Here is a 13,401-nt window from a genome sequence, read left to right as displayed (position 1 = left end):
GGACTCTCTTAAAACTGCACTATAAAAATTAATATGCTAAGCCCATACTCCTAGAAGTTTCATCTCCTAAATAAACACGAATACTTAAGAAATCTGTAGGACATGCCGTTTCGCATCTTTTGCAACCTACACAATCTTCCGTTCTAGGAGATGAAGCTATTTGGCCAGCTTTACAGCCGTCCCAAGGAACCATCTCTAAAACATCAAGTGGGCAAGCCCTGACACATTGGGTACAACCAATGCAAGTGTCATAAATTTTAACTGCGTGTGACATGTAAAAATTGTCTTTTGAACCTCGTTTTATAATACTATTGTCTTACAAAGAAATTAAAAAAATTAAGATATGCTTCACTCTTGTTAACTCTAGGGCATAAAATCATATAGATAATTAGTAATTTCCATAAACTATGTCACAAGAAATCCTCGAAAAAGTCTGTTCTATAGTTTCAGAACAATTAAGCGTTGAAGCAGGAGAGGTCAAATCAGATTCAAATTTCCAAAATGATTTAGGTGCTGATTCTCTAGATACTGTTGAATTAGTAATGGCTCTTGAAGAAGCATTTGATATTGAAATTCCTGATGAAGCAGCAGAAGGAATAGCAACTGTTGGCGATGCAGTAAAATTCATCGAAGAAAAAAAAGGTTAGTATAGGATGCCAAATTTCCATCGAGTAGTTATTACTGGTATCGGAGCAGTAACTCCAATTGGTAATAACATTGATGAATATTTAGTCGGTCTTCAAACAGGTACTAATGGGGTTTCAGATATTACTCTCTTTGATCCTGAACAACATCCCTGCAAATTTGCTGCAGAAGTAAAAAATCTTCAATCTGAAAATTTTATTGAAGCTAAAGAATCCAAAAGATGGGATCGTTTTTCCCAGTTTGGAGTTATTGCTGCAAAGCAAGCCTTTAATGATTCAGGACTTGAAATTACTGAAGCTAACGCATCAAGAATTGGAGTGATTATTGGTTCTGGTGTTGGAGGCTTACTAACTATGGAAAGTCAAGCTCAAATATTAAGTCATAAAGGGCCTAAAAGAGTAAGTCCATTTACAGTCCCAATGATGATTCCAAACATGGCCACTGGATTAGCTGCAATCGCTTTGGGTGCCAAAGGACCAAGTTCCTCTGTTTCCACCGCTTGCGCTGCCGGTTCAAATGCAATTGGTGATTCATTTAGATTACTCCAACTTGGAAAAGCAGATGCAATGATCTGTGGAGGAGCAGAAGCAAGTATTACGCCTCTCGGAGTAGCTGGTTTTGCCAGTGCCAAAGCTCTTTCTTCCAGAAATGAAAGCCCTCAAACTGCTAGCAGACCATTTGATGCAGAAAGAGATGGATTTGTTATTGGAGAGGGATCTGGAATTCTTGTTTTAGAAACTTTAGAAAATGCACAAAAAAGGAATGCGAGAATTTATGCAGAAATTGTTGGTTATGGAACAACATGTGATGCTCATCACATAACTGCTCCATCTCCAGGCGGGATAGGAGGCGCCGAAGCTATCAAATTAGCAATTGAAGATGCTTGTCTTAACCATGAAAAAGTTGATTACATAAATGCTCATGGAACAAGTACATCAGCTAATGATAAAAATGAAACTTCTGCAATTAAATCTATTTTTAAAGACAGATCTTACCTCATTCCTGTAAGCTCTACTAAGTCGATGACAGGTCATCTCTTAGGAGGCTCAGGAGGTATAGAAGCTGTAGCTTGTATACTTTCTTTGACACATAATTTTATCCCTCCTACAATTAACTACGTCAATCGAGATCCTGAATGTGATCTTGATTATGTACCAAATAATGCAAGAGAAGCTCAAATAGGAGTTGCTCTTTCTAATTCTTTCGGCTTTGGTGGTCACAATGTTTGCCTTGCTTTCAGCAAAATGAATTGAAGACAACCAATTCTGTATTTCCAACTTAACTTTTTTTAAAACAATGGTCGCTGCATCTGTTTCATTAGAATCACTTTGTGTAAATAGTATAAGAATGCTTGCTGTAGATGCAGTAAATAAATCTAATAGTGGACATCCCGGATTGCCAATGGGATGTGCTCCTATGGGTTATGCATTATGGCAAAACATACTTAATCACAACCCTAATAACCCAAAATGGTTCAATAGAGATCGTTTTGTATTATCAGCTGGTCATGGCTGTATGCTGTTATATTCCTTGCTTCATTTGACAGGATATAAATCAGTTTCCATAGAAGATATTAAAGAATTTAGGCAGTGGGGATCAAAAACACCTGGACATCCAGAAACATTCGAAACTGAAGGTGTTGAAGTTACAGCTGGACCTCTTGGAGCCGGAATTTCAAATGCAGTTGGTTTAGCAATAGCTGAAACACATTTAGCAGCTAAATTTAATAAGCCTGATTGCGATATCGTTGATCACTATACTTACGTAATAATGGGTGATGGCTGTAATCAAGAAGGTATTGCATCAGAGGCCTGTTCATTAGCTGGTCACCTTAAACTTGGAAAATTAATTGCACTATATGACGATAATCAAATTACAATTGATGGGCGAACCGACGTTTCTTTTACCGAAGATGTCTTAAAAAGATATGAAGCTTATGGATGGCATGTACAACATGTTGAAGATGGGAATCATGATGTTAAAGGAATCACTGAAGCTATTGAAAAAGCAAAATTAATTACAGACAAGCCTTCAATTATAAAGATTTCTACAACCATAGGTTATGGTTCTCCAAATAAATCAGATACGGCTGGAATTCATGGAGCAGCTGTTGGAGAAGAAGAAGCTGCATTAACTAGAGAATTTCTAAATTGGGAATACCCTCCATTTGAAATACCCGATGAAGTATATGCGCATTTTAGAAATTCAATAAACAAAGGTGAAAATTTAGAGAAGGAATGGGATACTAAATTTGAAGAATATCAAAAAAAATATCCCTCTGAAGGAGCCGAGTTAAAAAGAATGTTAGACGGTCAATTACCTGAGGGTTGGGACTCGGATCTCCCCTCTTATTCGCCTGATGATAAAGGGTTAGCCACCAGAAAGCATTCACAAATATGTCTGGGTGCTCTAGGTCCTAATTTACCTGAATTAATTGGCGGATCTGCAGATTTAACTCACTCTAATTACACAGATATAAAAGGAGAAACTGGATCATTCCAGCCACATAGCCCTGAAAAAAGATATTTACATTTTGGTGTACGTGAGCATGCAATGGCAGCTGTACTTAATGGTATTGCCTATCACAATAGTGGGCTTATCCCTTATGGTGGAACCTTCCTTGTTTTCGCCGATTATATGAGAGGCTCAATGAGGCTTTCAGCACTTAGCGAATTAGGAGTGATCTATGTCTTAACTCACGATTCAATTGGAGTAGGAGAAGATGGCCCAACACATCAACCTATTGAAACTATCCCTTCTCTTCGCGCCATGCCTAACATGCTAGTTTTCAGGCCTGGAGATGGTAATGAGACGAGTGGAGCTTATAAGCTTGCTATTCAAAATCGAAAAAGACCTTCCGCCCTTTGTTTAAGTAGACAAGGTATGCCAAATCAAGAAAATACTTCTATCGACAAAGTTGCTCTAGGAGGATATGTAGTTTCAGATTGTGAAGGAACACCAGACTTAATATTTATTGGTACCGGCAGCGAACTGAATCTTTGCATTGAAGCAAGTAAAGAAATTTCAAGCTTAGGTAAAAAAATTAGAGTTGTTTCTATGCCTTGTGTAGAACTTTTTGAAGAGCAAGAAGAATCCTATAAAGAAAGTGTTTTACCTAGTAGTGTGAAAAAGAGAGTTGTAGTAGAAGCTGCACATTCATTTGGATGGCATAAATATACAGGTTTTGACGGAATTTGTATTACTATGGATAGGTTTGGTGCATCAGCACCAGGCGGAGAATGTATGAAAAATTTTGGGTTTACTGTCGAAAACGTAGTTAAAAAGACGAAGGAAATTCTATAACTACTAATTTATAACTACACTGAAGTATTGCATCCTTCAAGCTTATCTTTTAACTGATCAAGAGATTCATCAGAAATCTTTGAATTCATTGGACAATGTTTAGGGCCACACATTGAACAAAACTCTGCTTTTTTAAAGATTTCTTCAGGAAGTGTCTCATCATGGTACTGCTTCGCCCTTTCAGGATCTAATGAAAGTTCGAATTGTTTATTCCAATCAAAGTTATACCTTGCATGACTAAGTTCATCATCTCGATCACGAGCTCCAGCTCTATGTCTTGCTATATCAGCAGCGTGAGCAGCTATTTTATAAGCAATTAAGCCTTCTCTCACATCTTCTGCATTTGGTAGACCTAGATGTTCTTTTGGCGTTACATAACATAACATTGAAGTTCCATACCACCCTGCCATCGCCGCCCCAATAGCACTTGATATATGGTCATAACCAGGTGATATATCTGTAACTAATGGACCAAGCACATAAAATGGGGCTTCTGAACATTCTTCCATTTGCTTTCTCACATTAAACTCAATTTGGTCCATAGGTACATGACCAGGACCCTCAACCATTACTTGAACATTATGTTCCCATGCTCTTCGAGTAAGCTCTCCTAAGGTCTTCAATTCAGCTAACTGGGCTTCATCAGAAGCATCATGTAAACATCCAGGTCTTAATGAGTCTCCTAGAGAAAAAGTACAATCATATTTCTTAAAAATCTCACAAATGTCATCAAATCTTGTGTAGAGAGGATTTTGTTTAAAATGATGTAACATCCATTGGGCTAAAATACCTCCCCCCCTACTGACAATTCCAGTAATTCTTCCTTTAACTTTCGGCAAATGCTCTATTAATAGCCCGGCATGTATGGTTTGATAATCTACACCCTGCTGACAATGTTTTTCAATAATATGAAGAAAATCGTCTTCAGTTAATCTATCTATTGAACCATGTACACTTTCTAATGCTTGATAGACAGGAACTGTTCCAATAGGGACAGGAGACTCATGAATTATTGCTTGCCGAACTTCATCTAAATTTACTCCTCCTGTAGAAAGATCCATAACCGTATCAGCGCCATATTTAACTGCCAGTTTTAGCTTCTCAACTTCTTCATTGATATCACTTGCATTAGGGGAGGCACCAATATTGGCATTAACTTTGCATCTTGAAGCAATTCCTATTGACATTGGCTCAAGATTCAAATGATTAATATTAGCTGGAATAATTAATCTGCCTCTTGCCACTTCTTCCATTATTAAAGAAGAAGGGAGATTCTCTTTTTTAGCAACAAAATCCATTTCTTCAGTGATATATCCGTTTCTCGCAAAGTTCATTTGAGTTACATTGTCTTTCCCAAGGCGAGGCTTAATCCACGAACTTCTCATAATTTACAAATTTTTTAAAAGTGTTATTACTAAAGTTTGATCAAATCTTCACTTCCCTGCATCAAGTTTAATGATTCAGGTTCAAAGGGTATGATCTCAGCTAAGTTAAAATTCTTAGCACCCCTAGTATTATTATTATTAATAGCTCTTTTCTAAAAAATAGTCATCTCATGTTGCGTAAAAATAAATAAAGTGATTTTATTTAGCTTTTTGATAAGACTTTATCTTTTTAAGAATATTTTTCCTATCCAATTGTCTGCTTATACCCCTCTCCAAAATAATTACAACCCCCATTACGCCAATAGGTAAATAAAAAATCTTCCTAGAATTGTCCCTAAATATCAATCCGATAGCAGATATGAGAATCATGAAGGGAGCTACAAAAGATAAAATAAATCTTTTATTAATATTCATTTTCCAATTTTATTAATTTTTTCATTGTTTAACTGTACTATGGATTCTGTTATCACTTTAATTCCAACAGCAATAGCTCTTTCATCTGGATCAAATTTAGAACTATGAAGCGGAGCACATCCATTTGAACTCGAAACGCCAAGCCTAAACATAGCCCCTGGAATATCTTTTAAAAATTCAGCGAAATCCTCAGCTCCTAATGATGGTTTTTGCAATTCGATAACATTTTCTTGCCCTAAAACCTTAACTCCCGAATCTCTAAGGACTTTATTAATTTCAGAATTATTATTAACTGCCGGAGTGATTTCTCTAAATATTACTTTTGCTTCAGCTCCGCAACTATTAGCTAAAGAAGTGATATTTTCATTTAGCCAATTACCAATATTCGTAAATACTTTACGATTAGTACATCTAACAGTACCAATTAAATTAACCTTTTCTGCGAGAACATTGAATGCATTGCCGCCATTTATTTTCCCAAAAGTTATTACTACTGGATCTAGAGGGTCTAACTTCCGTGTTATTGATTCTTGAATTCCCGAGATAACTTTTGAGGCCGTCCAAATAGCATCAACTCCTTCATGAGGTCGAGCACCATGGCCTGATTTTCCTTTAATCTCAACATTAAGTTCTCCAGCAGCGGCAGTTAAACTTCCCTCTTTAATACCAATAGTCCCTACTGATAAATCGGGGTAAACATGAACTCCTAAAATATGGGTTAAACCATTAGTTGCACCATCCTTAATCATCCATCTAGCTCCACTCGCAATTTCTTCAGCAGGCTGAAAAATTATCCGAGTCCCAAAATTTAGTTTTAAATCCTTAATAATTTTTGCCACACCCAATCCAATCGAGATATGCAAATCGTGACCGCAGGCATGCATAACACCATCTACTTTTGAAGAAAAACTTAATTTAGTTTCCTCAAATATTGGCAAAGCATCCATATCCACTCTTAAACCTATAATCCCCTTGTCTAAGGGACCAAAATCAGCTATAACTCCAGTTCTACCTATAGATTCTCTAACATTCCAACCAATATCTTTTAAAAAACCACTGATCAAGATCGCTGTTTGATTTTCAAGTCCACTTAATTCAGGATGTTCATGAATATGTCTTCTTAGGTTAATTAGTTCATCATTAAACGAATCAATTTTTTTGTGTAACTGATCTCTATTCATTACTTATTTTAAATCGATAAAATTCATTAAATCTTTAATTGGTTGTGGAGGCCATCTCCTTATTTTTTTTAACCATTCTTCATCACTATATCTAGGATCTAATTCAGTTACCGCTATCCAATTACTCTCTGCTTTACCAGCTTCACCATTAGACCAATTCAAAGCTGTCAAAGCTGCCCTAGCATCTGCAAAAGTTGGATAACGTCTAATTAACTTTATTAATTCCTTTTCAGCTTCATCAATATTTCCCAACTGGAAATCTGCTAACGCCAAACTTGACCTAGCCATGGCAAATCCTGGATTATATAAAGAAGCTTTTGAGAATAAATCTCTTGCTTTATCCCAATGAGATGTAGATCCTTCGACGTTAGCTAGATTATATAATGCAGAGAAATTTTTACTATCTAGGGAAATAACAAACATATAATCCTTTTTAGCTTGCGACCATAAACCCAATGCTTCCTCAGCTATCCCCCTATTAATATAAGGATCTATTTCACTAGGATTCAAACTTATTGCCTTATTTTGGTCATCAATTGATCCCTTAACATCTCCTACAACAAGTCTTACATTTCCTCTGTTGCTAAAACCTGCAGCATCATCAGGATAAGAATCGAGATATTGATTCCATTCTTGTAAAGCGAGATTAAATTTTCCGCCTGAACTAAGATCTAACGCATTTTTAAACAAATCTTCTCTCAAAGATAATGAATAGCATGGTGCAATATAAAAAATATTGAAGAAAATAAAAATTAATAAAAAACAAACCTTAACTTTTTTAAAAGTTATCATCTTTTGAATTAATGTACTTTTTTCCTAAAGCAGTAAGCAATCTTCCTCGAGGAGTTCTTGTTAGAAAACCAATTTTAATGAGATATGGCTCAACTACAAATTCTAACATTGAGGAATCATCGCCCAAACCAGATGCAATTGAATCAAGGCCAGTTGGAATATTATTATTTTGGTTAAGAAAAGACAAATAGTGTCTATCTAAAGAATCCAATCCTTTTTCGTCTATTTGGTAAGAATTTAAAGCTTTTTTTATTAAATTCACAGAGATAGTATTAGTTTTCATAACAACTTGAGCATAATCTCTAACTCGTCTTAATAATCTTAAAGCAATTCTTGGAGTCCCTCGAGATATCTTTGCCAAATCATAAGATGCTTCTTCTTCTAAATTGAGGTTTATTAATCGGGAGAAATTAACAATAATTTGTTTTAATTCATCACATGTATAAATTTCAATTTTCTGAGATATCCCAAATCTGTCTCTTAGAGGAGCACTTATTGAGGCTAATTTAGTTGTCGCGCCAATCAGAGTAAACCTTGGAAGATTAATTGTTCTGCAACGGGCTCCTCTATTAGCTCCCATAGTTAAGTCAAGTCTAAAATCCTCCATTGCAGAATATAACAACTCTTCAGTTAACCTATTTAAGCGATGTATCTCATCGATAAATAAAACTTCACCTTCTTTTAATCCAAGAAGTAAACCTACAATATCTCTTGGTCTTTCAATTGCTGGTGCAGTCGCAACTCTACATTTTGTATTCAATTCATGGGCTATCAAAAAAGCAAGAGTAGTCTTACCTAGACCAGGCTGTCCATATAAAAGAATATGCTCCAAAGGTTCTTTTCTAATAATTGAAGCATCTATAGCTATTCTTAAAGAAGATTTAAGTTGTTCTTGGCCAATAAATTCTTTTAAATTAAGAGGCCGGGCTAAGTTCAAATTATTATTTCTCTTTTCTTCTGGAATGTTTTTTGAATCAACTAGCCTAAGTTCTTTTTTACGAAAAGAAAAGTCATTATCGCCTATATTGGAAGAAATTATTGCCATAATGAAAGGTTAATTGCAATTGTTCTGAGTAGAAAGATTTTTTACAACTAAAATGGCAAAAAATTCAAACAAAGTTAAAAAAAATACTCATAAAGGAAATAATTTTAAACTTCTAGCTGATAATAGATATGCAAAATTTCAATATGCAATATCTGAAACAATCGAAGCTGGAATTGAGCTTTTAGGGACTGAAGTAAAGTCCATTAGAAACGGAAAAGCAAATTTAAGAGACGGATACTGTTCATTCAGAGATGGTGAGATCTTATTATTAAATGTTCACATTTCACCACATAAAAATGTGGGGTCTTTCTTTAATCATGATCCCCTAAGAAATAGAAAGTTGCTACTACATAAAAAAGAAATAATAAAAATGAAATCCAATACTGAAAAAAAAGGAATGACTATTGTTCCATTATCTCTTTATTTAAAAGGCTCATGGATAAAACTAACTATTGGAGTTGGTAAAGGGAAAAAATTACATGACAAACGACAAGATGAAAAACAAAAAAGCATAAAAAAAGAAATCAACTCTGCACTAAAGAGATAAAAGATTAGGCAGAATTATTGAAAATATCAATCTAAACTTACTGAACCTGGAGGTGGAGAAGGATCTGGATCTGCAATTAGCATATGCTGCAATACAGTTTCTGGCCTCTCACTATCTCTCCAGCGAATTTTATATGCAGGCATTTTTGTTCCTCTACTTGTAGTTTGCTCTACTGGTTCAATAACCCATCCTCGTCTTGATCGGCCTTGAGGATTTCTTTTTACTACTGCATCCGCGTGTTTGAAACGGAAACCAACACGTTCACCACTCATTTAAAAAATTTCGTATTGGATTAATTTAATTATTTTACTTCATTCGAGGGTAATTTTTCACTTTTTTTAGAAGTTATTTCTGGTTTTAACAATGGGAAAGGGATTACATCTCTAATCGATGCGCTATTAGTAATTAACATAATTAGCCTATCAATGCCTATACCTAATCCTCCCGTAGGCGGCATGCCAATCTCTAAAGCATTCAAAAAATCTTCATCTATACAGTGAGCCTCAAGATCTCCTTCATCTCTAAGAGATTGCTGTAATTGCATTCTTTCTCTTTGATCTACTGGATCTATCAACTCACTAAACGCATTTGCCAGTTCTCGTCCAACAATGAATAATTCAAATCTCTGAACTATTTCTTTATTATCATGATGAGGCCTAGCTAAAGGAGAAATTTCAACAGGATAATCAATAATAAAAGTGGGTTCTATAAGTTTTGATTCTACTTTTTGCTCGAAGACCTCATTTAAAAGTCTTCCGATAGTATTTACTTTATTAGAAAAATCAACATTGATATTTTTAACGGCTTGTTTTGCTGCTAGAAAGTCTCCACTGAAAGAATCAAAATCAATCCCTGTATATTTTTTGACAATAGCTTTCATGGATATTCTTAACCAAGGCTTAGAAAAATCAATTTCTTTATTTTGATAATTTATAATTAAAGAACCACATGCATCAGCTACGATATCTTTAATCAATTCTTCAGTTAAATTCATCATATCCACATAATCAGAATAAGCTTCATAAATTTCAACTGAGGTGAATTCTGGATTATGCCTTGTACTTATCCCCTCATTACGGAATATTCTTCCTAATTCATATACTTTCTCAAAACCTCCAACAACCATTCTCTTTAAATGTAATTCTGTAGCTATTCTTAAATACAAAGGAATATCTAATGTATTGTGATGAGTTATAAATGGTCTTGCTTCAGCACCACCAGCTTCAGATTGCAGAATTGGAGTCTCTATCTCTAAAAAATTTCTATTATCTAACCATTTTCTTATAAAACTTATGCATTTTGCTCTGGTTTTAAATACATTTTTGGAGTGAGGATTTACAATTAAATCTAAATAACGTTGTCTATATCTTTTTTCAATATCAGTCAATCCATGCCATTTATCTGGGAGAGGTTGTAATGATTTGGATAACATTTCCCATTTTTCTACTTTAATTGAAAGCTCACCTTTATTAGTTTTTTTAATAGTTCCATAGACGCCTATCCAATCACCAATATCTACTATTTCCTTGAGATCTTCAAAAGAAAGTAATTTTTGTTTTTCTAAATTGAAATTAATAATCCTTTTATCTAGATAAAGCTGAATCTGACCTTCTTGATCGCTTATTGTGAAAAAGGCAATTTTGCCCATTACCCTTTTTGCCAGAACTCTACCAGCAATAGAAACACTGAAGTCTTCCTCTTGACCATTTTCTAGATAATCAAATTTTTGAATAAGAAAACTGGTAGTATGTGATACCTTAAAGCTCTGTGCGTAAGAAGCAAATCCTTTATTAATGAGTGAACTAGCTTTTTGTAAGCGCGCTTCTTTTATTTCAGACAAAATTTATTTTAATATATTTGTTTTATTTAATAAAATTATCAGACTATTGCTCAACTTGCCAAAGATGTTGCTGTTTCGCCAACTCTCTGGGATGCGTAACCAATCCCTCTAACAGTTAAGATTAATTCTGGATTTCTTGGATCTGGTTCTAACTTACCTCTTAATCTAGCTACGTATACATCTACAACCCTTAAATCTGCTGCTCTACGAGGAGGATAACCCCATAATTGTTCTAAAATTTCTGCTCTCGGGACAACCTTTCCAGGCTCGTCAAACAATAATTCTAGAAGGCTAAATTCAGTATAAGTAAGACTAATTCTATCTCCAGCTCGAGAAACTTGTCTGCGATTAGTATCAACAACTAAACTTCCAAATTTCATAACTCCTTTACCCGATGGAACTTCTTTAGTTTCCGTAACCGATACTGTTGGGCCCATTCTTCTCAAAATGGTAGCTATTCTAGCCTCTAACTCTTTTGGGCTAAAAGGTTTAGATAAGTAATCATCAGCCCCTAAATCCAAACCCGCAACTCTTTCTGAAATAGCCTCTAGAGCTGTTAAAAATATTATTGGAACTACTGATTCAGCTCTAATTCTTCTACAAACAGCAAACCCATCCATTTTTGGAAGCATAACATCAAGAACAATCAAATCAGGAGAATCCCTTTGAAAAGACTCTAGAGCTTCTTCGCCGTTAGTGGCTGAATAAACTTGATATCCTGCCAGTTGAAGCCTTGTAACTAATACCTTCAAAACTGCTGGTTCATCATCAACAACTAAGATTCTTGCTTTTGACATAGTTAAAAAAGATTTCTCGATATTTCAAAGCAAAGAACTATTGCATTGAATATTTATTCTAACAATTAAAAATATAACATTACGAACCCTCAAAGAGATATTCCTAAGGTTTACAAACATTTTAAATGATCTTAAGGTGTATAAATTTTTCAAACACTTTTACCTCTCAGCAAAATTTATTACTATTTTTTTTCTTTTTGAAAATTTAAACATTCTTAAAAGTTGGGAGCAAATAAAGGGAGCAAAAAAACCTGTCAAAAAAACTTCAGCTAAGATATTTCTAACACTGGGAATCAAAATTAAAGAATTAATATCTGAATAATTTCTAAACAAAATTTGTAAAAAATAAAAAGTCCCACATAAAAAACTTCCAAAAGAACAAATTAAACCATACCTAAAATGTCCCAACAAAATATCACTATGTAATTTAATTCTCCCAAACAAAAACCCACAAAAAATTAAGCCTGGTATTTGAGTAAAACTTTCATTTAAAGTTAGAGAATCTAAGATGAGACCTAAAAACAAACCAAATATTAATCCATTGATTGATCCATTAATCATTGACCAAGGCAATAACCAAAATAATGGCCAATATGGCTGAACACCTAAAAATCCAAGCCAATTAGGGTGCCACAAAAAAATAATTGGGATAAAAATAAAGCTTATTATGGATAATTTTTTTGTAAAAAATTTATTCATTAAATATTTACTTTCAAAATTTGAACCCAATCAATTACATGAGGTTTTGCTAAAAGTGAAATTTTTGCCGTTTTTTTTGATTGCAATGTCTCATCTATAGATTGGACAATACCAATAGGGATATTTGGAGGTAATAACGTACTAGCAGGAGATGATGATACAAAATCTCCGACTTTAATATCAGTATCTTTTGAATAAAGTATTAGGCTAGGGTAATCATCTCCTAAACCGACTAGTAATCCATTGATTTGAATTCTATCCACCCAAACACCTAACTTACTTTCTGAAGAAGTTATTAAAGTTACCGACGAAGTGAATAAAGAAGTATTTTTTACTCTTCCTAATAATCCACCTGGACCAATCACAATATCACCAATTTCTACTCCATCCTTTGAACCTTTGTTTAAAATGATTTGTCTCCACCAACTACCTGTTTTTCTCGAAATAACAGCAGCTGAAATATATTCATCATTAGATGATTCTTGAAGAGATAAGATCTGTCGCAATCTTGTATTATCTTTTCTAAGAAGATTTAACTTTATTAAATATTCTTGGTTAATACTCTCAAAAACAATTTCTTTTTGATTTGGATCAGGCCAAAAAGGTTTTGAAATAAAATAATAAAAATCTTTATAAAAAGCTCCTTTTGATATTCTTACAAAAACCAAAAATAAAAAAATCGCAAAAAATAGCCAATTTTTCTTTTTATGCCACCAACGACTAGTAGAAATTCGTCGAACATTTAACATAACA

General features: G+C 34.3%; 15 protein-coding genes and 1 riboswitch. Of the genes, 4 read left to right on the top strand and 11 right to left on the bottom strand.

Features of this window, described 5'->3' with window-relative positions:
- Positions 1-28: 28 nt before the first annotated feature.
- Positions 29-274, bottom strand: a complete 246-nt coding sequence (gene psaC / locus BS621_RS05275; RefSeq protein ID WP_007099573.1) for a photosystem I iron-sulfur center protein PsaC — start codon at positions 272-274, stop codon at positions 29-31.
- A gap of 133 nt (positions 275-407) precedes the next feature.
- On the opposite strand from psaC, the gene acpP reads away from it, so the two are divergent.
- From acpP to tkt, 3 genes are read left to right on the top strand one after another with little or no spacing between them, the layout of a single operon-like run.
- A complete protein-coding gene (acpP, locus tag BS621_RS05270; RefSeq protein ID WP_002808065.1) occupies positions 408-647 on the top strand; it encodes an acyl carrier protein in 240 nt (79 codons plus the stop codon).
- A 6-nt stretch (positions 648-653) separates the two neighbouring features.
- On the top strand, positions 654-1,898 hold the full coding sequence (fabF, locus tag BS621_RS05265; protein WP_077142079.1) for a beta-ketoacyl-ACP synthase II: 1,245 nt from the start codon (positions 654-656) through the stop codon (positions 1,896-1,898).
- Between the two features lie 43 nt (positions 1,899-1,941).
- Positions 1,942-3,948: a transketolase gene (tkt, locus tag BS621_RS05260; RefSeq protein WP_077142078.1), complete on the top strand. Its 2,007-nt coding sequence runs from the start codon at positions 1,942-1,944 to the stop codon at positions 3,946-3,948.
- A gap of 14 nt (positions 3,949-3,962) precedes the next feature.
- Here tkt and thiC read toward each other — a convergent pair whose 3' ends face one another.
- From thiC to ruvB, 5 genes are all read right to left on the bottom strand, one after another.
- The gene (thiC, locus tag BS621_RS05255) at positions 3,963-5,333 is read right to left on the bottom strand and encodes a phosphomethylpyrimidine synthase ThiC (RefSeq protein ID WP_077142077.1); all 1,371 of its coding nucleotides are present in this window, start codon (positions 5,331-5,333) and stop codon (positions 3,963-3,965) included.
- A gap of 36 nt (positions 5,334-5,369) precedes the next feature.
- Positions 5,370-5,468, bottom strand: a riboswitch (TPP riboswitch).
- A 63-nt stretch (positions 5,469-5,531) separates the two neighbouring features.
- Positions 5,532-5,747 (bottom strand): DUF3188 domain-containing protein, encoded by a 216-nt coding sequence (locus BS621_RS05250; protein ID WP_025937700.1) that lies wholly within the window; start codon positions 5,745-5,747, stop codon positions 5,532-5,534.
- On the bottom strand, positions 5,744-6,928 hold the full coding sequence (locus BS621_RS05245) for an amidohydrolase (protein WP_077142076.1): 1,185 nt from the start codon (positions 6,926-6,928) through the stop codon (positions 5,744-5,746). The genes BS621_RS05250 and BS621_RS05245 overlap by 4 nt, the downstream gene beginning before the upstream one ends.
- A 3-nt stretch (positions 6,929-6,931) precedes the next feature.
- Positions 6,932-7,720: a tetratricopeptide repeat protein gene (locus tag BS621_RS05240; RefSeq protein ID WP_025937702.1), complete on the bottom strand. Its 789-nt coding sequence runs from the start codon at positions 7,718-7,720 to the stop codon at positions 6,932-6,934.
- Positions 7,707-8,765 (bottom strand): Holliday junction branch migration DNA helicase RuvB, encoded by a 1,059-nt coding sequence (gene ruvB / locus BS621_RS05235; RefSeq protein WP_025937703.1) that lies wholly within the window; start codon positions 8,763-8,765, stop codon positions 7,707-7,709. Before ruvB ends, BS621_RS05240 begins: the two co-directional genes overlap by 14 nt.
- A 52-nt stretch (positions 8,766-8,817) precedes the next feature.
- Here ruvB and smpB point away from each other — a divergent pair, with 52 nt between their 5' ends.
- Positions 8,818-9,312 (top strand): SsrA-binding protein SmpB, encoded by a 495-nt coding sequence (smpB, locus tag BS621_RS05230; protein ID WP_025937704.1) that lies wholly within the window; start codon positions 8,818-8,820, stop codon positions 9,310-9,312.
- Positions 9,313-9,338: 26 nt separating this feature from the next.
- Here the strand turns inward: smpB and BS621_RS05225 are convergent, their stop codons facing one another.
- From BS621_RS05225 to mreC, 5 genes are all read right to left on the bottom strand, one after another.
- Positions 9,339-9,584 (bottom strand): hypothetical protein, encoded by a 246-nt coding sequence (locus BS621_RS05225; RefSeq protein ID WP_025934099.1) that lies wholly within the window; start codon positions 9,582-9,584, stop codon positions 9,339-9,341.
- A 29-nt stretch (positions 9,585-9,613) separates the two neighbouring features.
- Complete coding sequence (gene lysS, locus BS621_RS05220; RefSeq protein ID WP_077142075.1) at positions 9,614-11,152, bottom strand: lysine--tRNA ligase; 1,539 nt, start codon at positions 11,150-11,152, stop codon at positions 9,614-9,616.
- Positions 11,153-11,202: 50 nt separating this feature from the next.
- Positions 11,203-11,949: a response regulator transcription factor RpaB gene (gene rpaB, locus BS621_RS05215; RefSeq protein ID WP_025934101.1), complete on the bottom strand. Its 747-nt coding sequence runs from the start codon at positions 11,947-11,949 to the stop codon at positions 11,203-11,205.
- 159 nt (positions 11,950-12,108) lie between these two features.
- Positions 12,109-12,648: a hypothetical protein gene (locus BS621_RS05210; protein ID WP_077142675.1), complete on the bottom strand. Its 540-nt coding sequence runs from the start codon at positions 12,646-12,648 to the stop codon at positions 12,109-12,111.
- On the bottom strand, positions 12,648-13,397 hold the full coding sequence (gene mreC, locus BS621_RS05205; RefSeq protein WP_077142074.1) for a rod shape-determining protein MreC: 750 nt from the start codon (positions 13,395-13,397) through the stop codon (positions 12,648-12,650). The genes BS621_RS05210 and mreC overlap by 1 nt, the downstream gene beginning before the upstream one ends.
- Positions 13,398-13,401: the final 4 nt, after the last annotated feature.

The organism is Prochlorococcus sp. RS04, assembly GCF_001989455.1.
Classification (GTDB): Bacteria; Cyanobacteriota; Cyanobacteriia; order PCC-6307; family Cyanobiaceae; genus Prochlorococcus_A.
The sequence above is the reverse complement of the archived record's forward strand: the minus strand, read 5'-3'. Positions and strand labels throughout refer to the sequence as shown.

What these genes read in the sequence shown, in the direction of transcription:
- psaC (WP_007099573.1), bottom strand. Translation starts at nt 274, where the DNA reads ATGTCACACGCAGTTAAAATTTATGACACTTGCATTGGTTGTACCCAA.
- acpP (WP_002808065.1), top strand. Translation starts at nt 408, where the DNA reads ATGTCACAAGAAATCCTCGAAAAAGTCTGTTCTATAGTTTCAGAACAA.
- fabF (WP_077142079.1), top strand. Translation starts at nt 654, where the DNA reads ATGCCAAATTTCCATCGAGTAGTTATTACTGGTATCGGAGCAGTAACT.
- tkt (WP_077142078.1), top strand. Translation starts at nt 1,942, where the DNA reads ATGGTCGCTGCATCTGTTTCATTAGAATCACTTTGTGTAAATAGTATA.
- thiC (WP_077142077.1), bottom strand. Translation starts at nt 5,333, where the DNA reads ATGAGAAGTTCGTGGATTAAGCCTCGCCTTGGGAAAGACAATGTAACT.
- BS621_RS05250 (WP_025937700.1), bottom strand. Translation starts at nt 5,747, where the DNA reads ATGAATATTAATAAAAGATTTATTTTATCTTTTGTAGCTCCCTTCATG.
- BS621_RS05245 (WP_077142076.1), bottom strand. Translation starts at nt 6,928, where the DNA reads ATGAATAGAGATCAGTTACACAAAAAAATTGATTCGTTTAATGATGAA.
- BS621_RS05240 (WP_025937702.1), bottom strand. Translation starts at nt 7,720, where the DNA reads ATGATAACTTTTAAAAAAGTTAAGGTTTGTTTTTTATTAATTTTTATT.
- ruvB (WP_025937703.1), bottom strand. Translation starts at nt 8,765, where the DNA reads ATGGCAATAATTTCTTCCAATATAGGCGATAATGACTTTTCTTTTCGT.
- smpB (WP_025937704.1), top strand. Translation starts at nt 8,818, where the DNA reads ATGGCAAAAAATTCAAACAAAGTTAAAAAAAATACTCATAAAGGAAAT.
- BS621_RS05225 (WP_025934099.1), bottom strand. Translation starts at nt 9,584, where the DNA reads ATGAGTGGTGAACGTGTTGGTTTCCGTTTCAAACACGCGGATGCAGTA.
- rpaB (WP_025934101.1), bottom strand. Translation starts at nt 11,949, where the DNA reads ATGTCAAAAGCAAGAATCTTAGTTGTTGATGATGAACCAGCAGTTTTG.
- BS621_RS05210 (WP_077142675.1), bottom strand. Translation starts at nt 12,648, where the DNA reads ATGAATAAATTTTTTACAAAAAAATTATCCATAATAAGCTTTATTTTT.
- mreC (WP_077142074.1), bottom strand. Translation starts at nt 13,397, where the DNA reads ATGTTAAATGTTCGACGAATTTCTACTAGTCGTTGGTGGCATAAAAAG.